Raw genomic sequence first — 22,183 nt, 5'->3', positions numbered from 1 at the left:
AAATCATTTTTTCAGCACTGCGCCCTGCTATTTATCTTCGCAACATGGAACAGATCGTGCAACAGATTGAGCAATATAAACAGGAAATGCAGGCTTTTGAAGCCCATACACCTGATCTGGTAGAAGCTTTTCGTATCAAATACCTGGGTACCAAAGGATTGGTGAAGACTGTAATGGGTGAAATGAAAAATGTACCCGTAGAGCAGAAAAAAGCTTTTGGACAGGTGCTGAATGAGTTCAAAGAGTTTGCTGAACAGCGCTATGCCTTATTAAAAGAACATGCAGGTGAACAAACAGATACTGGTACTTCTGCTAAAGATATCACGCTGCCGGGCGATTTGTTTCCTGTAGGCACAAGACATCCTTTGAATCTGGTGAAAAACCAGATTATTTCCATATTCCGCCGTCTGGGTTTTGCGGTAGCAGAGGGTCCTGAAATTGAAGACGACTGGCATAATTTCGGTGCCATGAACCTGCCCGAAGACCATCCGGCCCGTGATATGCAGGATACTTTTTACATTAACCAAAATCCCGATTGGCTTTTACGCACGCATACAAGCAGTGTACAGGCCAGGGTTATGGAAAACCAAAAACCACCTATCCGGGTAATTTGTCCCGGAAGAGTGTATAGAAATGAAACCATCAGTGCGAGAGCCCATTGTTTCTTTCATCAGGTGGAAGGCTTGTATATTGATGAGAACGTAAGCTTTGCCGATCTCAAACAAACCTTATACTTTTTTGTACAGGAAATGTTTGGCCAGCATGTGAAAGTGCGTTTCAGACCCAGTTATTTCCCTTTTACAGAACCCAGTGCTGAAATGGATATCAGTTGCCAGATATGTGGTGGCGAAGGCTGTAATATCTGCAAGCATACAGGATGGGTAGAAATATTGGGTAGTGGTATGGTGCATCCTAAAGTGCTCGAAAATTTTGGTATTGACTCCACCAAATACACCGGCTTTGCATTTGGTATGGGTGTAGAAAGAATTACGCAGTTAAAGTATCAGGTAAATGATCTTCGCCTGTATTCACAAAATGATGTGAGGTTTCTGAAACAGTTTACAGGAGTAATATAGAAGAGCTTATGGCGAATAGGTGATGGCGTATAGCAGGAAGAATTTGCTACCATATACCATAACCTCTCAGCTATTTACTATAAGCCATCAACTATATGCTATAAGCTAAAACCATGCTCCACGCAACAAAAGGTATTGTGCTGAGAACCGTAAAATATGGTGACACCAGTGTTATCAGTACTGTTTATACCGAATTGTTTGGTATACAGAGTTATCTGGTAAAAGGCGTAAGACAGAGCACCAAAACTTCTTCCGGTAAAGCCTCTTATTTTCAACCCTCTGCTTTACTCGAAATGGAAGTATACCATAATGAGTTGAAGCAATTACAATTTGTAAAAGAATATCGATGGAGTTATTTATATGAGGCTGTTTTATCTGATGTGGTAAAACATGCTGTTGCCATGTATATGATTGAAATGCTGCAGCATAGCCTGAAACAACCCGAAGCCAATCCGGAATTGTTTTATCTGATTGAAGACAGCCTGAAACAGCTCGATAAAGGCAACGAAACCCTCACGGCCAATCTCCCTCTCTATTTTATTATGCATCTGGCAACAGAACTGGGTTTTAAACCGCAGGGCAACTATAGTACCGTTACACCGGTTTTCGATTTACAGGAAGGCATGTTTGTATCACATACACCTGCACACCCTTATTACCTGGAAGGTTTACAGGCAGAAGTAACCTCACAGCTAAATGAACTGCAGTTTTATAACGAACTGGAACATATAAAACTAAACCGAACCATCAGAAGAAGTTTGCTGGAGTCTTATCAAAATTTTATGGCATTACATATTGCCGACTTTGGAGAACTCAAGACACTTGCCATTTTGCAGGAAATTTTAAGTTGAGTATGTATCAAACAGTGGGGTATTACCAAAGAATATAAGGTAATGGAGTTCACTTAGAGATTACAGAATCCTAGAGATGGTATTTTCCTTTTCTAATAGCACTACTCCCGGCTTTTTTCCTTTTTCAAAACTGCCCAATACATCATCCATACCCAATGCTTTGGCACCGTTTAAGGTAGCGGCCTGTAAGAGTGTAGCTAAGGGTATATCTGGAAAATGCAATTGCAATGTTTTTATTTCTTCCATTACACTTAGTTGATGATTACTGGCCAGGCTATCTGTACCAATACATATATTGAGGTTATTCTTCAGCAGCAGGTCCACTGGTGGTAATGTATTTTCAATATACAGATTGGCATTTGGGCAAAGGCAAAATGTTACTGACAAGTTTTGCGGAAGTAGAAGATCAATATCCTCCTGACTAATAAAAGTGTTGTGCACCAAAATTAATTGTCTTGCTTTTTGTAATAGAGGCAGATAAAAAGGAAGACTATTGGTTCCAACGGCAATAAATGAAGGATTCCGGATATCCATTACTTCATACAGCTTTATAAAATCGCCAGTACCTTTTTGAAAAAGTTCGTTCTCTGCTTTCGATTCCTGGTTATGAATGGTAATAATCTGGTTCTCGAACAAAGGATGCATTAAATCCCATAGCGCTGAAGATACCGAATAAGGTGCATGAGGCGATAAGCTTGTATGATGAGGGAAACAAGACTTAAATACTTTGAAGAAATGGAGAGATTGTTCCATTCTTGCAGCAGCCACTTGTGGATTCCAGCCACTGATTTCAATGAAGTTGTGATAGTGTAATCGACCAGCATTTTTTTGTATAAGAGAATGCGTGAAATTGCAAATATCACCTACTGCTACAATACCTGCAGCAAACATTTCATTTTCTGCATTTTCAATGGCAATCAGTATATCATCAACATGTATGGACCTTTTAGTGACCACCTGTAATATAAAATCGACCAATCCTGTATGTTCAGGTATCAGCCCTTTCATATGGCTGAGCTCGAGATGGCAATGGGCATTTACAAAACCCGGACAGAGTATGCCTTCTAATTGCCTGATATCATCTCCGGCTTCCTCAGCAGGTACAATTGCTTCAATAGTACCATCCTGCCTTGTAATCAGCACAGCGTTTTCATCCAGCATTTCTGTACCGGTGAATAATTGGGGAGTGCTCAATTTTAGGTAAGACAAAATAATTGTTGATTATTAGCGAAGTTATTGGATAAAACACTGATGATGTAGAAATATTTGCATACATTTTTTGTCAGACTCAGTCTTTCCTTCTAATCTTTCCCTATCTTAATTGCAGGTTTATTCAGCATTAAAAAAGTAACATGAGAAAAATTATTATAATTGTTTTACTGGGTATAAGTTTAACAACACATTCCCAAACACCAGATGAAAAAGCGATTAAAGAAACTATTGATTCTTTTTTCCTGTCTTTAGAAAAGCAGGATACGACATTGTTAAAAAATGTTGTATTTATTGATGGGCAATTATGGCGGGTGTCGAATATTTCAAATTCGAGAAAGTTCGATATGCGTGATTTCAGGGCTGATATCAATAAATTAATCTCAAAAAATAAAGTAAAAGAAATACCTCATCGTTACGAAATTAAAATACACAATGGTATTGCTATGGCATGGGTACCCTATGAATTCCTGGTGAATGAAAAATTCTCTCATTGTGGAGTCGATGTATTTACATTGATTCACGCATCAGGGGTATGGAAAATTGTAAATGCCTCCTATACCATTGATACAACAGGTTGTGAGGAATTAAAAAAGAATAAATAAAAATCTGTTACGAATTAATACAATTGATCGTCAAAATGATACAGGTATGAAATTGTCAGCAAAACAAGCAAGCCAACTGATGGAGCTTTTAAAAGCCCGGTTTGAAAAAAATATAAAGCGACATAAAAGCATTGAGTGGGACAAAATTGAAGCAAGGATAAAAGCTAATGCCGACAAATTGTGGTCACTCAGTGAAATGGAAAGAACAGGTGGTGAACCCGATGTGGTTGGACAGGATAAAAAAACGGGCGCCTATATTTTTATGGATTGTTCTCCTGAAAGCCCATCAGGCAGGAGAAGTCTTTGTTACGATCGTGAAGCGCTGGATAGCCGTAAAGAATTTAAACCAGCCGATACCGCTATTGATATGGCAGAAGCCATGGGGGTTGAATTGCTGACGGAAGAAGAATACCGGTATCTGCAAACGCTTGGAAATTTTGATACCAAAACTTCCAGCTGGCTTAAAACACCGGATGCAATTCGTAAACATGGAGGTGCCGTTTTTGGCGACTGGCGCTATCATCATGTATTTGTGTACCATAACGGGGCGGGTTCTTATTATGCGGCAAGGGGCTTCAGGGCATCTTTACTGGTATAGTTTTTACTTACGGCTATCAGCATAAATACAATAGGTTTGAATCTGATCAGATGAACGGGAAAGATAAAATCATTGAATATATTAATCGAACAGTTCCTCTCACAACAGAGGAAGCGGAGATTTTTGCTGCTTCATTCAAAGAAAAAAAGATAAGGAAAAGACAGTTCATTGTGCAGCCCGATTTTATAGTAAAAAATCGTAATTACGTTTTAGAAGGTGCATTCAGGGCTTATGTAGTAGACGATTATGGAAATGACAGTACTATTGCCTTTGCCATAGAAGACTGGTGGATTACTGATTATAACAGTTATATTCTTCAAAAACCTGCAACTATGTTTGTGGTTGCGTTGGAAGACAGTATTATTCTTGAAATTTCTTATGAAGCTGAAGAAGCTTTAAAAAAGAGTAGCCATAGATTCGAAACTTTTTTCAGGATCAGGGCAGAAAGAACAGCTGCTTTTATGCAGCAAAGAATTATTTCTAACCTCACACAAACAGCTGAACAACGGTATGAAAGGTTTCTGGAAAAATATCCTCAGATTGTTCAACGTCTTCCCCAGTACGCCCTGGCGTCTTATTTGGGCATGACAACAGAGTTTCTTTCACGGATAAGAAATAAAAAAAGAACAAAAAATAGTTGATCCAGATCAACATAATTTCCTGATGTACTTCATTTTTTCCTTTTGCTGGTCATGGCAATTTTACAGTGTCAATATCGACAAAACATTGTAATACATCAATTATGACATCAGTAGCAAATTCAAGAACATTTAGTGTTCCTGTAAAAGAAGAAGTAAGTGCAAACAATCAGGCAATTTTCGATACACTGCAAAGCCGGTTGGGGTTTGTACCCAATCTGTATGCCTATTTCGCCAAAAGTGAAACGGCCCTGAGCGATTACCTGACACTCCAAAACCGTAAAAGCTCATTAAAAGCAAAAGAACGGGAAGTCATTAATCTTGTAACAAGTCAGATTAATGGCTGCCGGTACTGTCAAAGTGCCCATACAGCCATTGGTAAAATGAATGGTTTTACAGATGAGCAGATGCTGGAAATAAGAAAAGGTACAGCGGGGTTCGATCCCAAATTAGATGCTTTGGCTAAATTTACAGCCTCCGTAGTTACCAGCCGTGGAAGGGCATCTGTAGAAAGCAGAGAAGCTTTTTTTGCAGCAGGATATAATGAAATCAATATGATCGATACCATTATTGTGGTTGGAGATAAAATCATCAGTAACTATATCCATAACCTCACTTCATTTGAAATTGATTTTCCATTGGCCGATGAGCTATAAATACTTCTCGTTATCCTGGAAAGTGAAACTGATAATCCCTTGTACAAAGTCTGCTGATTAAATAATTGGCAGACTTTGTAGTAAATAATACATGCTTGTGTAAAGACAATTTTGTACAGGGTATTCATTATTTATCTTACTATTGATTTTAATTTTAAGGAGACCAGAAAATAGAAAAGAATGAATGCTTTATTAAAAACTTTTGAAACCAGTCGTAAAAATTACCTGAAATTTATAGATGCTTTTAGTCTGGAACAGCTCAATAAAGTGCCGGCAGGGTTCAGTAATAACCTTATCTGGAACACCGGACATATTATTGTAGCACAACAATCTTTGGTATATCGCCTGTCTGGTTTGCCGATGAAGGTTACAGATGATATGTTTCATCTCTATAAACCCGGTAGCAAACCTGAGAGAGATATTACACAGACAGAAGCAGATGAACTGAAGGCTTTATTGCTAAGCCTCTGTGAAAGTACCATAGCAGATTTAGGCAAAGGCATTTTTACCAGTTTTACCGAAAGAATGACGGCCACCGGCTTTCATCTCGCGTCATTGGAAGATGCTTTGGAATTCAATAATTACCATGAAGGTTTGCATATGGGGATGATGATGAGTATCCGAAAAATGTTATAAATAAGAATATGACTTTTGTAGATAATAACGAGATTTTTCATGAAAGTAATCAGTAGGGAGCTCTATACAGGCCCTGGTCCTATTTCTATAGACATTACTCATTCCTCAATCGAGAAACCACTCTTCAAGTCTGTTAATCTTTCTTATGTAGTAGGTTTATTAAAAGCTTCTCCATTATTCAGCGTAGGGGCTCCAAAAGAACAGGCTTGGTATGGGCCATATATAAAAGAAAAAATATTGGAACAACATTTTAGAGAAATAGCCAGTGGGCAACTTTTAAATGAAGTAAGATATTTTTTAAAATTAGTTAACAAGGAAAATGGCAACTGGATAACAGATGTCGATTTGTTTGTTGATAAAGTTGAATTTAACACCCGTTATATACCATCTGATGATACGAGGTTTTATTATTTTACTCCTTCTTTTTCGAAGCGTCCCATGAAAGGTATAGACGGCATTACTGATGAATGTATTATTGGATTTGATTACTTTCTATGTATAGTTGGCTTTAATCAAACTAACGTTTATTTGTTTTCAATCTGGTATGATTAATAATTGATTAATTATGTGCCAATAAAACGTGAAAACTGGATTTTTAACTGGCTACTGAAAATTTATAAGTATTTTTGTTTATTGAATATGTCTATCCGTAAGAAAAATCATAGCTACAAAAATATCAGCCATACCTGCAAAACACTTGCAGGGTCAATGGTTTTGATACTTTGGATGCTTGTGTTTTTTGCAGGTTCGGTTAAGGCAAGTGTAGCCCCTGTTAAACTGGCTAAATCAGTCAAAACAGTATTGGCCACTAAAACCAGCCAACCCGATCAGTCCAACAATCCATCGGAGCCGCTCCCTTTACCTGAAGATCCTGAAAACGGTATTGCAGAACTGGAAGATGGGGCAGATGATGATAAAAAAGCCGGGTTTACTACTTATTTTTTACAACTGGTTGCGCTGCAGCAAACCACCCTAATACAGGCTGTACAATCTTTTCATTATAACCAGGCTATCCAGCAGCGAATAGCCATCCCTCTCTTTGTGCTCCACCATTCGTGGAAGAGTTACCTGATCTGATTTTTTTGATTTGAACCTGTACACCTGCTCAGCATTGTGTACTAAAATGTCGTGTGGTTCCTCACATAACATACCCTCTTTATCCTCTTTAGTCAATCAAAAAAATTATGAAGCAATTTTTTATTTCCATTATTGCTGCAACCACTTTATTAGCCGCAGGTTGCAAAGAACACAAGGAAGAAAAACACGAAGAAATTCAGTTTATTGTTACCAGTCCTATTGAAAGAGATACCACTATCAATAAAGAATATGTTAGCCAGGTACATTCAATTCAGCACATAGAATTAAGGGCGCTTGAAAAAGGTTACCTGGAGAAAATTTTTGTGAATGAAGGCCAGTTTGTAAAAAAAGGGCAGCTACTCTTTCAGATTATGCCCCTTATTTATCAGGCAGAAACTCAGAAGTCGGAAGCGGAAGTGAATTTCGCTAAAATTGAATACCAGAATACCAAACAGCTGGCAGATAGCAATATCGTTTCTAAAAATGAACTTGCATTGGCAAAAGCTAAGCTGGACAAAGCGCAGGCCGAATTATCGCTTGCTAAGGCGCACCTTTCTTTTACACAAATCCGCGCTCCATTCGATGGTATACTCGATAAGTTTCATGTTCGTTTAGGAAGCTTACTCGATGAAGGTGAGTTGTTAACCACGCTGGCAGACAACAGTAAAATGTGGGTATATTTTAATGTGCCCGAAGCTGAATACCTGGATTATATGTCGCGCGACAAAAAAGGCAGTAATACAAGTGTATTACTCGAAATGGCCAATCACCAGGTATTCGATCAGAAGGGCATCGTTGAAACCATTGAAGCCGATTTCAATAACGAAACCGGTAATATTGCATTCCGGGCCACATTTCCCAACCCCAAACGTATTCTCCGTCATGGCGAAACAGGTAATATTCTAATGCCTGTAGCTTTCAAAAAAGCCATACTCATTCCACAAAAGGCAACTTTCGATGTACTCGATAAAAAGTTTGTGTATGTAGTAGATGCCAATAATGTATTAAAAGCCAGACAGATCACCATTGCGCAGGAGATGCCACATGTGTATGTAGTGGCTTCAGGATTGAGTCCGCAGGATAAAATTCTGGCTGAAGGGTTGGGTAAAGTAAAGAATAATGAACGTATCAAATACAGCTTTGTACCCTTCGAAAAAGAACTATATGAGTTAAACAATTTACACGCAGAATAGCGGAGAACCCTAAAATATAAAACGATGTTTAATAAGTTTATTAAAAGACCGGTTCTTGCTATTGCATTGTCTGTGGTAATTGTTTTCATGGGGTTGCTGGCAATTAATACATCACCGGTTGCACAGTTTCCTGAAATAGCACCACCCCGTGTAAATATTTTTATTGAGTTCCCGGGCTCCAATGCAGATGTATTGGTAAAATCAACCCTTACCATTCTCGAACGCGCCATCAATGGTGTACAGGGTATGCAATACATATTGTCTGATGCCACCAGTGCAAGTGAAGCAAGTATTGAAGTAATCTTTGAACCAGGTACCGACCCAACACTGGCTGCCGTAAGGGTAAAATCGAGGGTAGATCAGGTAATGACCAACCTTCCGCCGCTGGTACAGCGAGAGGGTGTTATTATTTCACCCCTCCAGCCCAGTATGCTGATGTACCTCAACCTGTATAGTGAAGACAACAGTGTTGATGAGAAATTTTTATTCAACTACGCCAACACCTACATCCTGCCAGAATTACAGCGTATTAAAGGAATGGGTTTTGCACAGGCCATCGGTAGCCGTGCTTTTGCCATTCGTGTATGGCTCGATCCGGAAAGAATGCGTGCTTATAATATTTCTGCTGAAGAAGTATTGAAATCTATTGATGAGCAAAGCGTATTGGCAAGACCCGGACGTGTGGGTCTCAGCTCCGGTAAAAAAGCGCAGTCGCAGGAATATGTGTTCACCTATAAAGGCTGGTACAATAAACCGGAGCAATACCAGGATATTATTATTAAAGCCAATGCTGATGGTGAGATATTGAAATTAAAAGATATTGCTGAAGTAGAAGTAGGTAGTGAGTTTGTTGATATCTATTCAAATAAAGATGGTCATCCATCTGCATCACTCGTACTAAAACAAAACCCCGGCAGTAATGCCAATACGGTTATTGCGGATGTAAAAGCCAAGCTGGAAGAACTGAAAAAAGATTTCCCTCCGGGTATCAATTACGAAATCAACTACGATGTATCGAAGTTTGTGGATGCTTCTATTGAAAAAGTATTACATACCTTATTGGAGGCATTTGTACTGGTAGCGATTGTAGTATTCGTTTTCCTCGGCGATTGGCGCTCTACCTTTATCCCCATTCTGGCAGTACCGGTATCACTGATCGGTGCATTTGCACTGATGAAGTTTTTCGGGTTGAGTATTAACCTGATTACTTTATTCGCATTGGTACTAGCCATCGGGGTCGTGGTTGATGATGCCATTGTAGTGGTGGAAGCGGTACACGTAAAGATGGAAGAAGAAAATCTATCGCCTTTTGCAGCCGTTAAAAAAGTAATTCGTGAAATCAGCGGAGCCATCATCGCCATTACACTCGTAATGACTTCTGTATTTGTACCCGTAGCCTTTATGACGGGGCCTGTAGGGGTACTCTACCGGCAGTTCTCGCTTACCATGGCGAGCGCGATTGTGATCTCTGGTTTCGTGGCACTAACACTTACCCCAGTGTTATGTGCCATGCTATTAAAAAACACACATGGTAAACCCAAAAGAAAAACGCCGGTTAGTCTGTTTATCAACTGGTTCAACAGAACCTTTGAACGTGTTACAGGCAGGTACACTAAATTCCTGTCGCTCATCGTTAACAGAAGGTTGATTACTTACGGACTACTGATCGCTTTTTCTTTTGGGGTCATGAGTGTAAATAAAATCCTCCCTGCAGGTTTTATTCCCAGTGAGGACCAGGGGCAGATTTATGCCATCATTCAAACACCGCCAGGTACCACACTGGAACGTACCAATGAAATATCCAGAAAATTACAGGCAGTAGCCAAGAAAATTGAAGCGGTTTCGTCTGTTACTTCTCTGGCAGGATATGAAATTCTTACAGAAGGCCGTGGTTCCAATGCGGGTACCTGTTTGATAAACCTGAAAGACTGGTCGGAAAGAAAACAGTCGGTTAAAGAAGTAATCGAAGAACTGGAGAAAGCATCAAAGGATCTGCCGGCAAATATTGAATATTTTGAACCACCGGCGGTTCCGGGTTATGGTACATCAGACGGTTTTTCTTTGCGTTTATTAGATAAAAGCAGTGATGTGGACTACCAGGAATTCGACAGGGTTAATGCTGATTTTCTTGCAGCATTAAGGAAAAGAAAAGAACTGTCTGGTTTATTTGCCTTTTACTCTGCAAAGTATCCGCAATATGAAATTACGGTAGACAATGAGCTGGCTATGCAGAAAGGTGTTTCATTGGGTAATGCCATGGAAAACCTGAATATCATGATTGGAAGTACATACGAGCAGGGCTTTATCCGATTCAATAATTACTATAAAGTGTACACACAGGCAGGCCCTGAATTCAGAAAGCAACCATCCGATCTGTTGAACATGTTTGTAAAGAACGATCATGGTGAAATGGTACCTTATTCTGCTTTTATGAAGATCACCAAAACACAGGGCCCCAATGAAATATCGCGTTATAATCTCTACATCTCATCACTCATCAATGGTACACCTGCCAAGGGTTATTCATCGGGAGATGCTATCAAAGCCATTAAAGAAGTAGCAGCGGCAACATTGCCAAGAGGTTATGATATTGCATGGGAAGGTCTTTCTTATGATGAAGCGAGAAGAGGTAATGAGGCCCTCTATTTGTTCATCATTGTTATCTTCTTTGTGTATTTAATTCTTGCGGCGCAATACGAAAGTTTCCTGCTTCCGTTTGCGGTTTTGTTATCACTGCCACCAGGTATTTTCGGATCCTTCTTCTTATTGAAGGCCTTGGGGCTGGCAAATGATATCTATGCACAGGTGGGTATGATCATGCTCGTGGGCTTATTAGGTAAAAATGCGGTACTGATTGTAGAGTTTGCGGTACAGAAACACAACAAAGGTGCTACCGTACTGGCGGCAGCTATTGAAGGTGCCAAAGCCCGTTTCAGACCCATCCTCATGACGTCCTTTGCTTTTATTGCAGGCTTAATTCCACTGGTTATTGCAACCGGTCCCGGAGCAGTGGGTAACCATACCATTGGTGCATCTGCATTAGGAGGCATGTTGTTCGGAACGGTGTTCGGGGTAATCATTGTACCCGGTCTGTATTTCATCTTCGGAAAAATGCAGGAGGGCAGGTACCTCATACGAGATGAAGATAAAAACCCGTTGAGCGAAGACTTTGTTGAAAACAACGAATCATCGCTGACGAAAAAAATCAAAAAAATTATTGCAAGAATCAGAAATAAAAAAGATAATGAAACTACCAGTTAAATACCTTTTTCTTGTAAGTACTATTGTGGGGTTGGGTGCCTGTAAAGTGCCAGCCATCACCAGTAAAGAGGAAGATAAAACAGTACCTGTGAGCTATACCAGCTCACAGGATACTACCAATATTGCCCGGGTACCCTGGCGGCAATATTTTACCGATCCCCATTTAATTGCCTTGATTGATACCGCTCTGCAGAATAACCAGGAGCTGAATATTACGCTGCAGGAAATTGAAATGAGTAAGAATGAAATCATGCAAAGGCGAGGTGAATACCTGCCTTTTGTAAACATCAGAGCCGGTGCTGCTGTAGACAGGGCAGGTAAATATACCTGGGATGGTTTTTCAGAAGAAGACCTGAAAGCCAATCCTGATAAAGGACCTAAGTATGTTGGTGATTTTATCGGCGGTGCTTTTTTCTCCTGGGAACTCGATGTGTGGAAGAAGCTGCGCAATGCACAAAAATCTGCGGTGTTGAGAATGGCATCCAATGTAGAGGGCCGGAACTTTATGATCACACAGATCATTGCCGAAATAGCCAGCTCTTATTACGAGTTAATGGCATTGGATAATCAGTTGCAGATTATTGAGCAGAATATCACACTACAGAGCAATGTGTTGAAGATTATACGCCAGCAGAAAGAAGCGGCAAAAGTTACCCAGCTGGCTGTGAACCGGTTTGAGGCACAGTTACTGAATACACAAAACCTTCAGTACGAAATTAAACAGCAGATTACGGAAACTGAAAACAGAATCCGTTACCTCACCGGTAAATACACACCTGTAATTGAGCGAAACTCAATGCAGTTTAATACCATGCCGGTTGATGATATGCAAACAGGGGTACCCGCACAATTGCTGGTAAACCGACCCGACATCAGACAGGCAGAACTGGATATAGCTGCTGCAAAGCTTGATGTGCAGGTGGCTAGGGCCAACTTCTATCCATCCTTCAGTTTGCAGGCCGGACTGGGTTTTCAGGCATTCAATCCCTTATACCTTATCAGACCCGCTTCTATTATTTATAACCTGGCGGGCGATATGGTGGCGCCATTGGTAAATAAAAATGCCATCACAGCTACTTATTATAATGCCAATGCTCAGCAAACGCAGGCTATATATAAATACCAGCAAACCATTTTGAATGCATATACCGAAGTGCTGAACCAGATAGCAAAAGCAGCCAACTTCAAAACCAGTTATGCACTCAAGGCAAAAGAGGTAGATATATTGTTGCAATCTGTGGGCATATCTAATAATCTCTTCAACTCTGCACGGGCAGATTATATGGAAGTGCTGTTAACACAAAGAGAGGCACTGGAATCTAAAATGCAGTTGATTGAGATCAGAATGAAACAGTTGAGTGCCAAAGTAAATATTTATAAGGCCCTTGGCGGGGGCTGGAACTAAAAAGTTGAAGAACCGATAGACAGGCGTAAGAATCACAATTTGGGTTTCGATTGACAAAGAGGGCGGTCGGGCGGGAGCCCGGCCGTTTTTTATTTATCTGTGCAAGTGCTTTAAAAACCTTACATGTTGAGTCTTTAATGAGCCTCTAAGTGCCTTCAGTTGTTTCCTGAACTGAATCATCAGAAAATATTTTACAATGATGATTGTTTTTTTTATTGAAAATTTGAGTGGTTAATGATAAATTCAGCTATCAGTTTCTATAATTTACCTATACATAAAATAGCCATTTAACTACTTGATAATAGATAATATTTGAAAGGCTTGTAGAATTTTTTCGACTGCGAAAAAACGCAGTTATCTTTTATCAGATTTTATGATAGTATTGTTTCATTATTATCATTTCTAAAACTAAACAATCATGAAACAAGTAACATCTTTTAGCAAAGGGGTACTCTCTGCAGCAGCCCTTATTTTTCTTTTTGCACTATCTATTATGGGATGTCAAAAGGAGGTCAAAAATAATCCAGATAAATTTCAGAAAACTGATGCTAAATCATTAGCAAAAGATGAGTCTTTTATTACTTTAATTAGAAATTTTAATATTATGGTAGACTACTCAATCCATAATTTTAGCAAAGACAAACGAAATAGTATTCGTTCAAAAATAGATTTGGCAAAGGGACAAAAGCTTAGTGCTGAACAGCAATACTCTACAATTGTAAATGATTTAACACCTCTTGATAAAGCGACACTGGAAAATATTAGTAAAATTATTTATGAAAATAATAGTAATTTACAGAAACGATACGGTACAAATTTAACTCGAGATATTTTCATTGAGGCCGCTACTTTAATGAATGAGAATACTTCAAATAGTACCACAGTTAGAAACTCACAAGTTGTTAGATCAAATGAAGAAGGAGGTTGTGGATGGAGATATTATAGATGTTCGGTAGGTGTAGCGGTCGAGGGAGCTTTAATATTAGCTGGTTGCGAAGCTTTAAGTGCAGGTACAGCTTCGGTTTTATGTTTAATTGGTGCCAGTAATTGGGCTGCGGAAGGGATAGAGGAGTGTGCTAATAAGTACTGCCCCAAAACAAAAAATTAATAATATCAATATTGAGGTTATGAAAACAAAAATTCTTGCAGCCATATTACTATTGTACATAATTATTATAGGATATTTTTTTCGTAACAATATATATGTTCAGAACTCAGGGAGGTTATGGTCTTTATACTTTGTAATATTGGCAGTGATTGCTTTTCTTTTCTTTAAAAATCGCGAAGCTTCAAATAAAAAAAGAAATAATTTATACATATACCTATACATATCTATAGCTTTTGGTATAACTATGTATTATTCTTTTTTTAGGTAAATAATTTTAAATGTCTAAAACTAATCATGCCTTTTCAATTTTACTCTGTAGTTGTGTACTACATAATTGAAAAGGCATGATAATGAAACGTTTTTGAGTTTCTTGTATATCACTAAATTGGTTGTTAATTTTTTAATTAAACAGACAGAGTAAATCTTTGATAAGAATTATTTATGAAAGGGTAGTATTTTATGAGAAAAAATCTCAATTATCCAATCTTTAAGTAAAAAATAGATTTAGTCAATACCAGTATTAATCTTTTAGTGATGTGTCATAGTTTAAGAATAAATAGGTATATAATTTTCAAATATCAAAAAGTGTAAAGAGTGAATACATATTTTTTTTTAATAGTTAAATCAATATTGGTTAAGAATTATATGCTACCCCGAAAAATTCTTCTTTTGTTTTTTCTCAGTATTGTACTGTGCGCATCGTCTCAAACCTCGTTAACAGATAAGTTGCCTATCGATCCCGGCATCAAAGTAGGTAAACTATCGAATGGTCTTACTTACTATATTAAAAAGAACGGTAAACCTGAGAAAAAAGTAGAGCTCCGTTTAGTAGTAAATGCTGGTTCTATTTTAGAAGATGATGACCAGCAAGGGTTGGCACATTTTACAGAACACATGGCATTTAATGGCACCAAAAATTTTAAGAAAAATGAACTGGTGAGTTTTCTGCAAAGTATAGGTATTGAGTTTGGTTCGGACCTGAATGCCTATACCAGCTTTAATGAAACGGTTTATATTCTTCCTGTTCCTTTAAGTGACCCTGCCAATTTTACCAAAGGAATGCAGGTACTGCAAGACTGGGCTTCGGGTATTACATTCGAAAACTCGGCTATCGATGATGAACGAAAAGTGGTATTAGAAGAAAGCCGCCTGGGTAAAGGAGCCGAAGATCGGATGTTTAGAAAATCATATCCACTTCAATATGCAGGATCAAAATATGCAAACCGATTACCCATTGGGAAAGACAGTATACTAAAAACCTTTAAATACGATGCGATAAAGCGTTTTTATAGAGACTGGTATCGCCCAGACCTGATGGCGGTGGTGGCCGTTGGTGATATTGATCTGGTTGAAACCGAAAAAATGATTCGTCAATATTTTGGTTCCCTCAAAAATCCTGTAAAACCAAGAATAAGACCCTCATTTCCTCTCATGGCCAGAGCAAAAAATGAAGGACTGGTTTTAACCGATCCTGAAGCAACCAATATAGCAGTAGAATTTACGTATAATCCACAGAAAGATCAGCCTGAGCTTACCTTGGGCGATTATAAGAATGGGTTGGCAAAACGCCTCTTTAGTACCCTGCTGAATCAACGTTTGAATGAACTGGCTCAGAATTCCAATCCCTCATACGTATATGCAGGCACAGGGTTTGGTTCCTTCGCAAGAGGCTACGAAGCATTTAGCGGGTATGTGGTAGCTGGAAAAAAGGGAACAGATTCAGCTTTATCGGCCATCTTAACTGAAATAAAAAGGGTAAACCAGTTTGGTTTTACAGCGAATGAAATTGAAAGAGGTAAGAAACAGTTACTGGCATCTGCAGAACGTTTGTATAATAACAGGGATAAAACTGAATCTGCAAGGTTTGCTGATGAATACATCCGTCATTTCCTGGAAGCTGAACCCATTCCTGGTATCGAAAATGAGTTTACCTATCAAAAAAAGTTGGTGCCTGAAATTACTGCTCAAGAAGTAAACGTACTTGCCAATGATCTCAAAAATAATGAACGTCTTTTTGTAACCGTTCAGGCTCCTTCAAAAAATCAGGATCAACTTCCTACTAAAGAAGGCTTACTTGCTTTAACTGAAAAAACCTTGAACACCGGTGTAAAAGCTTATGAAGAAAAGGCACTGGCTGCTTCTTTACTAGCCAAAAAGCCAACTGCAGGAACCATTAATAAAGAAGCTAAAAACGATGCATTAGGTACTACGGAACTTTATTTTTCAAACGGAGCGAAAGTAATTCTAAAGCCAACCAATTTCAAGGCAGATGAAATTGTTTTAACAGGTGCAAAAAAGGGCGGTTATAGTACTTATGGTGTTGCTGACAAGCTGAACGCAAGTTTTGCATCCCGCGTTGTACAGCAAATGGGTTTTGGCGACTTCTCTCCTGTTGATCTTAGAAAATTCCTTGCCGGTAAGCAGGCTTCAGTAACCACCAATCTGTCTGGCCTGTCAACCAGTATCAATGGTAGCAGCAGTATTAAAGATCTGGAAACGATGCTACAGTTGGTTTATCTGAACTTAACAGCTGCGAGAAAAGACGAAGGATTATTTAATGGCTGGAAGGAAAAACAAAAAGCATCTGTTGAGTTTATGATGGCTGATCCAACAACTTCTTTTATTGATACGGTTTTTAATTCACTGTATCAGGGTCAACCACTTGCACCTGTAAATTTTCCAAAGGCGGAAGATTTTGATAAAATAGATATAACAAGGGTATTAACAATCTATAACGACCTCACTAAGGATGCTACTGATTTTACCTTTATTCTTACCGGTAATATTGATGTAGAAGCTATTAAACCCTTACTGGGTACTTATATCGGAAGCTTACCCTCGAAAGGAAAAGCCGGTAGCTATTTTGATAATGGTGTAAGAACCAAGAAAGGCGTTCATGAATTAAAATACTATAAAGGTGCTGAGCCTAAGAGTTTTATTTTTAACTATTACGCTGGTGATATTACGTACAGTGAAGACCTGAAGCTCAAAACAGAGGTATTAACAGAAGTGTTGAATATTAAAATTACAGAAGAGCTGCGTGAGAAAATCGGTGGCATTTATGGCGGTGGTTTTTTTGGCGGAATTACACAGTATCCATATAGTCAGTATACACTTGTATTACAGCTGCCCTGCGGTCCCGAAAATGTCGATAAACTCATTGCAGCTGCTAATGAGGAAATCAGTAAGATAAAAAACAATGGGGCAGAACAAAAAGATCTGGATAAGGTGAAGAAAACGATGTTGGAAAAGTTTAAAGTAAATAACCAGGAAAATCGATTCTGGGCACAATCGTTACAAAGTATATACGTTGATGGAGCCAGCACTAATTCTATTCTAGCTTATGAACAAGCACTAAATGCCATTACTGCAGCAGATATTAAAGCAACAGCAGGACTACTGTTTGATGGTAAAAATGAAATCAGGGCTGTATTGTATCCGGCAAAAAAATAGCGATGGCTTCTGTATAGTTATGTAGAGGGTGTATCAGTATTGGTACACCCTCTTTATTTGTAAAAAGTGTAACTTAACACAAACTTATATTTATGCGTAAGCTATGGTTACTCTCTTTATTTCTCTTGCTGCAAATGGCAGGCATCTTGTATGCTCAACAGATAGTAAAAATCTATGAAGGCAAGGCCCCCGGTTCTGAAAACTGGAACTGGTCGGAAGCTACCATTGAAAAAACCAGCTGGAACACACCAGTGGTTTACAATGTAGCAGACCCCACATTAACCGTTATTAAACCCGAGGCCGGCAAAGCCAATGGTACGGCTGTGATTATTTGTCCGGGTGGTGGTTTTTTTGCTCTGTCAATTGAAAACGAAGGATTGGGTGTGGCAAGATGGCTGGCAACAAAAGGTGTAACCTGTTTTGTATTAAAGTATAGATTGGCCAAAGCTTCGGGCGATGATCCCATAAAAGATTTCAATGCTTCATTTGGTGACAAAGATTTACAGGCCAAACAGCTGGCTGCAGTACCCATGAGTATAGCAGATGGTAAGCAGGCTATTGCTTATGTAAGAAAGAATGCAGCCACATTTGGTATTGATCCGAAGAAAATCGGCATCATGGGTTTTTCAGCCGGTGGTACCGTAGCTGGTTCTGCTGGTTTTGGTTATACAATGGATAACAGACCCGATTTTGTGGCCCCCATTTATCCTTTTTTACCTCCGGAAATGCAGGGTACTGTAGCAGCAGATGCGCCACCATTGTTTGTGGCCGTTGCGTCAGACGATCAGATTGGTTTGCAGCCGCATAGTGTGGCATTGTACACGAAATGGAATACTGCCAAACGTTCAGCAGAGCTGCATGTTTATTATAAAGGAGGCCATGGGTTTGGTATCAGAAAGCAGGGGCAACCCTCCGATGCCTGGGCCGATGAGTTTGCGGCATGGCTGGGATTTCAGGGTTTTCTTAAATAATAAAGCATTACCGGTTAGTAAAATTGGCTGTGAGCTTTTAGCGATGAGCTACGAGCCTTGATTGGTGTTTATGGTAAGTTTTCTGCTTGTAATAAAAATGACAAGACTTGGGAATGCGTTTTATGTGGTATTGTTTTAATAGCAATACTTACATATCAAAACGCCCGCAGCCCGAGGCTCACAGCTCGTAGCAGTTTTACCGGGAAACAGAGGCGATAAATTGGGATGGTGGGCTCTTATATAATGTATTAAGCCACAGATGCACAGATTATGTAAGGGTAATCTGTGTATCTGTGGCTTATTTTTTCCTTCAATCTAAATTTTCACTCAAATTCTTTATTGAAAATCAATCAGTTGCAAAGGTTCGATTAAAAATAGATGCCAAAATCTTTGTAAATGGTGTATCGCATGCCTACCTTTGCCGTCCGAAAATTCGGAACATTATAGCCGGCGGGATAGCGCCGGGTTCACTAAAAAAGAAATATTATGAGTAAACTCCATTTCACCACCAAGCATGCAAATGCGGCTACCGTACAGCACAACTGGTATGTGGTTGACGGTACTAATCAAACCGTAGGTCGTATTGCTTCCAAGATTGCCGCTGTTCTTCGTGGTAAGAACAAGGCTTATTACACACCGCACGTTGATTGTGGTGACTACGTAATTGTTATCAATGCTGAGAAAGTTGTTTTCACAGGTAACAAGTTCGAAGACAAGCAGTACATCAACTTCTCTGGTTACCCAGGTGGTAAGAAAGAAGAAGCTGCACAGGATCTGATCAAGCGTCGTCCTGAAGTGATCATGGAAAGAGCGGTAAAAGGTATGTTACCTAAAAACCGTCTCGGTCGTAAAATGATCAAGAAATTGTTTGTATATGCCGGTACTGCACATCCGCATACTGCACAGCAACCTAAAGAACTGAAGTTCTAATCAACAACAAATTAGCTAATTACAAATTCCTGATAAATGGAAAAACAAAAAAACGCAGTTGGTCGCCGTAAAGAAGCTGTTACCCGTGTATTCATTAGCAAGGGTGATGGTAAGATCACTGTAAACGATAAAGATTATAAAGAATATTTTCCGCTGGTATACCTGCAGAACCAGGTAGAAGCACCTTTGAAAACTGCAGATGTGCTGGGTAAGTACGATGTGGTAATCAATGCACAGGGTGGTGGCTTAAAGGGCCAGGCCGAAGCAGCAAAACTGGGTATTGCCCGTGCGTTGCTGGAAGTAAGTGCTGAGTTCCGTCCTTCATTAAAAGCTGCCGGTCAGCTGAAGCGTGATCCACGTGGTGTTGAACGTAAGAAATTCGGTCATAAGAAAGCACGTAGAAGCTACCAGTTCAGTAAACGTTAATAGTGAGGCTAAGGGCTGTGAGCTACGAGCTATGAGCATCATTTTATATTGCTCACAGCTCGCGGCTCAAAGCTCACAGCTTTCGAAACTAAATTCAAAAAATTACAACAATCATACAAGATGGAAAATAACACTTCATTACAGCAACAACTTCTGGAGGCCGGTGTACACTTTGGTCACCTGAAAAAGAAGTGGAACCCTAAGATGTTGCCCTACATCTTTGCTGAGAAGAAAGGTATTCACATCATTGATCTGAATAAAACTGTTGATCACCTGCAGGAAGCTTCTGCAGCTGTTAAGCAGATCGCGAAAAGCGGTAAAAAGATCATGTTTGTGGCTACTAAAAAGCAGGCGAAAGAAATCGTTAGCGAATGTGCCAAGCGTGTAAACATGCCTTATGCTACTGAGCGTTGGTTAGGTGGTATGCTTACCAACTTCAACACCGTTCGTAAGAGCGTGAAGAAAATGCAGAGCATCGAAAAAATGCTGGCAGATGGCAGTGCAGAGAGCCTTACTAAAAAAGAACGTCTCACCCTGAGCCGCGATAAAGACAAAATGGAAAAAGTACTCGGTGGTATTGCACAACTGGGTCGTTTACCGGCTGCTTTATTCCTGGTTGATATCGGACATGAGCATATTGCGCTGGCAGAAGCCAAGCGTTTAGGTATCACTACCTTCGGTATGGTAGATACCAATTGCGATCCTAATAAAGTAGACTTCGCTATTCCTGCGAATGACGATGCTACCAAATCAATCGCTATCATTACCAATTATATCGTTGCTGCTATTGCAGAAGGTTTGGCTGAGCGCCAGGCTTCTAAAGATGAAGAAGAAACTGAAGACAGCAACAACGAAAACGAAGCCAAAGCACGTCGCTTAGAAGCTGAAGCACAAGCCGAAGCTGGCCGTGGTGGCCGCCGTGGTGGCAGCGGAGCCCCTGCAGAAGCAGGTGCACCTAAGCGCCGCGTTCCGGGTAACCGTCGTCCTGCCGGTGGCGGAAGCAGATAATGAAGTAACCACATATTGGGTCATTACGTCATTATCTGTACCGATGATGACATAATGACCCAATTTATATATGCACTTCAGGCTTTTACCCTTCAGGCATTGTATTTGACAATACCTGTTCATCATTTAGTAAAACAGGAAATCTGTAAGAAGCCAATAGTTTTGCAGCTTATTCAGTAAACCTGTATTCAAAACATTATAAATTTCACCTACTATGAGTACTGTAACAATTACAGCCGCTGATATCAACAAATTACGCCAGGCAACAGGTGCCGGCATGATGGATTGCAGAAAAGCTTTAACTGAAACCAATGGCGATTTTGAAGCTGCTATTGACTGGTTACGTAAACAGGGCCAGAAAGTGGCTGCTAAACGTAGTGACCGTGAAGCAAAAGAAGGTGTTATCATCGCGAAAACTTCTGCCGACAACAAAACCGGTTTTGTGGTATGCATTAGTTGCGAAACAGATTTCGTATCAAAAAATGCCGACTTCGTAGCTTTCGCTCAGTCTATTGCTGATGCGGCAGTAGCTAACGATGTAAAAAGCGCTGAAGAGTTGAATGAAGTAGTGATTAACGGAGCCAAAGTATCTGACCTCATTAACGATAAACTGGCAGCCATCGGTGAAAAAATCGGTGTGGCTAAATTCGAAAGAATTGAAGCACCATATGTAGCATCATACATTCACGGTGCTTACCGTATGGGTGTACTGGTAGGGTTAAGCGCAGAAGCTGCTGAAGCTGGTAAAGATGTGGCCATGCAAATTGCTGCCATGAACCCAATTGCGGTTGATGCCAATAGCATTCCTGCTGAAACCATTGAAAGAGAAAGAGCCATTGTGGTAGATACCATGAAAGCCGATCCTAAAATGGCCGGTAAACCAGATGATATGATTGCGAAGATTGCAGAAGGTAAACTGAATGCATTCTTCAAAGAAAATACCTTACTGGCACAGGCTTTTGTAAAAGATGGTGGTATTACTGTAGAAGCTTACCTGAAAACAGCAGGTGATGTAAAAGTTACCGGTTTTAAGCGTGTGGCTTTAGGATAATTGTATTTGAGTGGATTTTTTATAGGAGGGA

At 39.7% G+C, this 22,183-nt stretch carries 20 protein-coding genes; 19 read left to right on the top strand and 1 reads right to left on the bottom strand.

Annotated features, from left to right (window positions below):
- Window positions 1-44 precede the first annotated feature (44 nt).
- Both pheS and recO read left to right on the top strand, forming a co-directional pair.
- A complete protein-coding gene (gene pheS, locus BC659_RS05880) occupies window positions 45-1,076 on the top strand; it encodes a phenylalanine--tRNA ligase subunit alpha (protein WP_133473738.1) in 1,032 nt (343 codons plus the stop codon).
- 113 nt (window positions 1,077-1,189) lie between these two features.
- The gene (gene recO, locus BC659_RS05875) at window positions 1,190-1,927 is read left to right on the top strand and encodes a DNA repair protein RecO (RefSeq protein ID WP_133473737.1); all 738 of its coding nucleotides are present in this window, start codon (window positions 1,190-1,192) and stop codon (window positions 1,925-1,927) included.
- 60 nt (window positions 1,928-1,987) lie between these two features.
- On the opposite strand, the gene BC659_RS05870 is transcribed toward recO, so the two are convergent.
- Complete coding sequence (locus tag BC659_RS05870) at window positions 1,988-3,136, bottom strand: amidohydrolase family protein (RefSeq protein ID WP_133473736.1); 1,149 nt, start codon at window positions 3,134-3,136, stop codon at window positions 1,988-1,990.
- A gap of 143 nt (window positions 3,137-3,279) precedes the next feature.
- On the opposite strand from BC659_RS05870, the gene BC659_RS05865 reads away from it, so the two are divergent.
- The 17 genes from BC659_RS05865 (at window position 3,280) to tsf (ending at window position 22,152) form a co-directional block, all read left to right on the top strand.
- Complete coding sequence (locus BC659_RS05865; RefSeq protein ID WP_133473735.1) at window positions 3,280-3,741, top strand: nuclear transport factor 2 family protein; 462 nt, start codon at window positions 3,280-3,282, stop codon at window positions 3,739-3,741.
- Window positions 3,742-3,787: 46 nt separating this feature from the next.
- Complete coding sequence (locus BC659_RS05860) at window positions 3,788-4,339, top strand: DUF4256 domain-containing protein (RefSeq protein WP_133473734.1); 552 nt, start codon at window positions 3,788-3,790, stop codon at window positions 4,337-4,339.
- A 50-nt stretch (window positions 4,340-4,389) separates the two neighbouring features.
- The gene (locus BC659_RS05855; protein ID WP_133473733.1) at window positions 4,390-4,980 is read left to right on the top strand and encodes a Crp/Fnr family transcriptional regulator; all 591 of its coding nucleotides are present in this window, start codon (window positions 4,390-4,392) and stop codon (window positions 4,978-4,980) included.
- Window positions 4,981-5,081: 101 nt separating this feature from the next.
- Entirely contained in the window at window positions 5,082-5,633 is a 552-nt protein-coding gene (locus tag BC659_RS05850) for a carboxymuconolactone decarboxylase family protein (RefSeq protein ID WP_133473732.1), read from the top strand.
- Window positions 5,634-5,813: 180 nt separating this feature from the next.
- On the top strand, window positions 5,814-6,269 hold the full coding sequence (locus BC659_RS05845) for a DinB family protein (protein ID WP_133473731.1): 456 nt from the start codon (window positions 5,814-5,816) through the stop codon (window positions 6,267-6,269).
- Window positions 6,270-6,308: 39 nt separating this feature from the next.
- Window positions 6,309-6,821, top strand: coding sequence for a hypothetical protein (locus tag BC659_RS05840; RefSeq protein WP_133473730.1), 513 nt, complete (start codon window positions 6,309-6,311; stop codon window positions 6,819-6,821).
- Window positions 6,822-6,977: 156 nt separating this feature from the next.
- Complete coding sequence (locus BC659_RS05835; RefSeq protein ID WP_211340706.1) at window positions 6,978-7,346, top strand: hypothetical protein; 369 nt, start codon at window positions 6,978-6,980, stop codon at window positions 7,344-7,346.
- A 107-nt stretch (window positions 7,347-7,453) separates the two neighbouring features.
- Entirely contained in the window at window positions 7,454-8,539 is a 1,086-nt protein-coding gene (locus BC659_RS05830; RefSeq protein ID WP_133473728.1) for an efflux RND transporter periplasmic adaptor subunit, read from the top strand.
- Between the two features lie 24 nt (window positions 8,540-8,563).
- Window positions 8,564-11,800: an efflux RND transporter permease subunit gene (locus BC659_RS05825; RefSeq protein WP_133473727.1), complete on the top strand. Its 3,237-nt coding sequence runs from the start codon at window positions 8,564-8,566 to the stop codon at window positions 11,798-11,800.
- Window positions 11,784-13,205, top strand: a complete 1,422-nt coding sequence (locus BC659_RS05820) for a TolC family protein (protein ID WP_133473726.1) — start codon at window positions 11,784-11,786, stop codon at window positions 13,203-13,205. Before BC659_RS05825 ends, BC659_RS05820 begins: the two co-directional genes overlap by 17 nt.
- A 418-nt stretch (window positions 13,206-13,623) precedes the next feature.
- Complete coding sequence (locus BC659_RS05815) at window positions 13,624-14,313, top strand: hypothetical protein (RefSeq protein WP_133473725.1); 690 nt, start codon at window positions 13,624-13,626, stop codon at window positions 14,311-14,313.
- Between the two features lie 669 nt (window positions 14,314-14,982).
- Window positions 14,983-17,766 carry a M16 family metallopeptidase gene (locus tag BC659_RS05810; RefSeq protein WP_162847359.1) on the top strand — a complete coding sequence of 928 codons (2,784 nt, stop codon included), beginning with the start codon at window positions 14,983-14,985 and terminating at the stop codon, window positions 17,764-17,766.
- Between the two features lie 92 nt (window positions 17,767-17,858).
- Window positions 17,859-18,737, top strand: a complete 879-nt coding sequence (locus BC659_RS05805) for an alpha/beta hydrolase (protein ID WP_133473723.1) — start codon at window positions 17,859-17,861, stop codon at window positions 18,735-18,737.
- A gap of 486 nt (window positions 18,738-19,223) precedes the next feature.
- Window positions 19,224-19,667 carry a 50S ribosomal protein L13 gene (rplM, locus tag BC659_RS05800; protein WP_133473722.1) on the top strand — a complete coding sequence of 148 codons (444 nt, stop codon included), beginning with the start codon at window positions 19,224-19,226 and terminating at the stop codon, window positions 19,665-19,667.
- A 36-nt stretch (window positions 19,668-19,703) separates the two neighbouring features.
- On the top strand, window positions 19,704-20,093 hold the full coding sequence (gene rpsI / locus BC659_RS05795) for a 30S ribosomal protein S9 (RefSeq protein ID WP_133473721.1): 390 nt from the start codon (window positions 19,704-19,706) through the stop codon (window positions 20,091-20,093).
- A gap of 120 nt (window positions 20,094-20,213) precedes the next feature.
- Window positions 20,214-21,101: a 30S ribosomal protein S2 gene (rpsB, locus tag BC659_RS05790; RefSeq protein ID WP_133473720.1), complete on the top strand. Its 888-nt coding sequence runs from the start codon at window positions 20,214-20,216 to the stop codon at window positions 21,099-21,101.
- Between the two features lie 214 nt (window positions 21,102-21,315).
- Window positions 21,316-22,152 (top strand): translation elongation factor Ts, encoded by an 837-nt coding sequence (gene tsf / locus BC659_RS05785; RefSeq protein WP_133473719.1) that lies wholly within the window; start codon window positions 21,316-21,318, stop codon window positions 22,150-22,152.
- Window positions 22,153-22,183 lie beyond the last annotated feature (31 nt).

Origin of the sequence: Sediminibacterium goheungense, from assembly GCF_004361915.1 — a bacterium.
GTDB classification, from domain to species: Bacteria; Bacteroidota; Bacteroidia; order Chitinophagales; family Chitinophagaceae; genus Sediminibacterium; species Sediminibacterium goheungense.
Note: the sequence above shows the minus strand (reverse complement) of the source record. Positions and strands in the feature narration are given on the sequence as shown.

Excerpts from the sequence above, each read along its gene's own strand:
- pheS (WP_133473738.1), top strand. The coding sequence starts at position 45 with ATGGAACAGATCGTGCAACAGATTGAGCAATATAAACAGGAAATGCAG.
- recO (WP_133473737.1), top strand. The coding sequence starts at position 1,190 with ATGCTCCACGCAACAAAAGGTATTGTGCTGAGAACCGTAAAATATGGT.
- BC659_RS05865 (WP_133473735.1), top strand. The coding sequence starts at position 3,280 with ATGAGAAAAATTATTATAATTGTTTTACTGGGTATAAGTTTAACAACA.
- BC659_RS05860 (WP_133473734.1), top strand. The coding sequence starts at position 3,788 with ATGAAATTGTCAGCAAAACAAGCAAGCCAACTGATGGAGCTTTTAAAA.
- BC659_RS05855 (WP_133473733.1), top strand. The coding sequence starts at position 4,390 with ATGAACGGGAAAGATAAAATCATTGAATATATTAATCGAACAGTTCCT.
- BC659_RS05850 (WP_133473732.1), top strand. The coding sequence starts at position 5,082 with ATGACATCAGTAGCAAATTCAAGAACATTTAGTGTTCCTGTAAAAGAA.
- BC659_RS05845 (WP_133473731.1), top strand. The coding sequence starts at position 5,814 with ATGAATGCTTTATTAAAAACTTTTGAAACCAGTCGTAAAAATTACCTG.
- BC659_RS05840 (WP_133473730.1), top strand. The coding sequence starts at position 6,309 with ATGAAAGTAATCAGTAGGGAGCTCTATACAGGCCCTGGTCCTATTTCT.
- BC659_RS05835 (WP_211340706.1), top strand. The coding sequence starts at position 6,978 with ATGGTTTTGATACTTTGGATGCTTGTGTTTTTTGCAGGTTCGGTTAAG.
- BC659_RS05830 (WP_133473728.1), top strand. The coding sequence starts at position 7,454 with ATGAAGCAATTTTTTATTTCCATTATTGCTGCAACCACTTTATTAGCC.
- BC659_RS05825 (WP_133473727.1), top strand. The coding sequence starts at position 8,564 with ATGTTTAATAAGTTTATTAAAAGACCGGTTCTTGCTATTGCATTGTCT.
- BC659_RS05820 (WP_133473726.1), top strand. The coding sequence starts at position 11,784 with ATGAAACTACCAGTTAAATACCTTTTTCTTGTAAGTACTATTGTGGGG.
- BC659_RS05815 (WP_133473725.1), top strand. The coding sequence starts at position 13,624 with ATGAAACAAGTAACATCTTTTAGCAAAGGGGTACTCTCTGCAGCAGCC.
- BC659_RS05805 (WP_133473723.1), top strand. The coding sequence starts at position 17,859 with ATGCGTAAGCTATGGTTACTCTCTTTATTTCTCTTGCTGCAAATGGCA.
- rplM (WP_133473722.1), top strand. The coding sequence starts at position 19,224 with ATGAGTAAACTCCATTTCACCACCAAGCATGCAAATGCGGCTACCGTA.
- rpsI (WP_133473721.1), top strand. The coding sequence starts at position 19,704 with ATGGAAAAACAAAAAAACGCAGTTGGTCGCCGTAAAGAAGCTGTTACC.
- rpsB (WP_133473720.1), top strand. The coding sequence starts at position 20,214 with ATGGAAAATAACACTTCATTACAGCAACAACTTCTGGAGGCCGGTGTA.
- tsf (WP_133473719.1), top strand. The coding sequence starts at position 21,316 with ATGAGTACTGTAACAATTACAGCCGCTGATATCAACAAATTACGCCAG.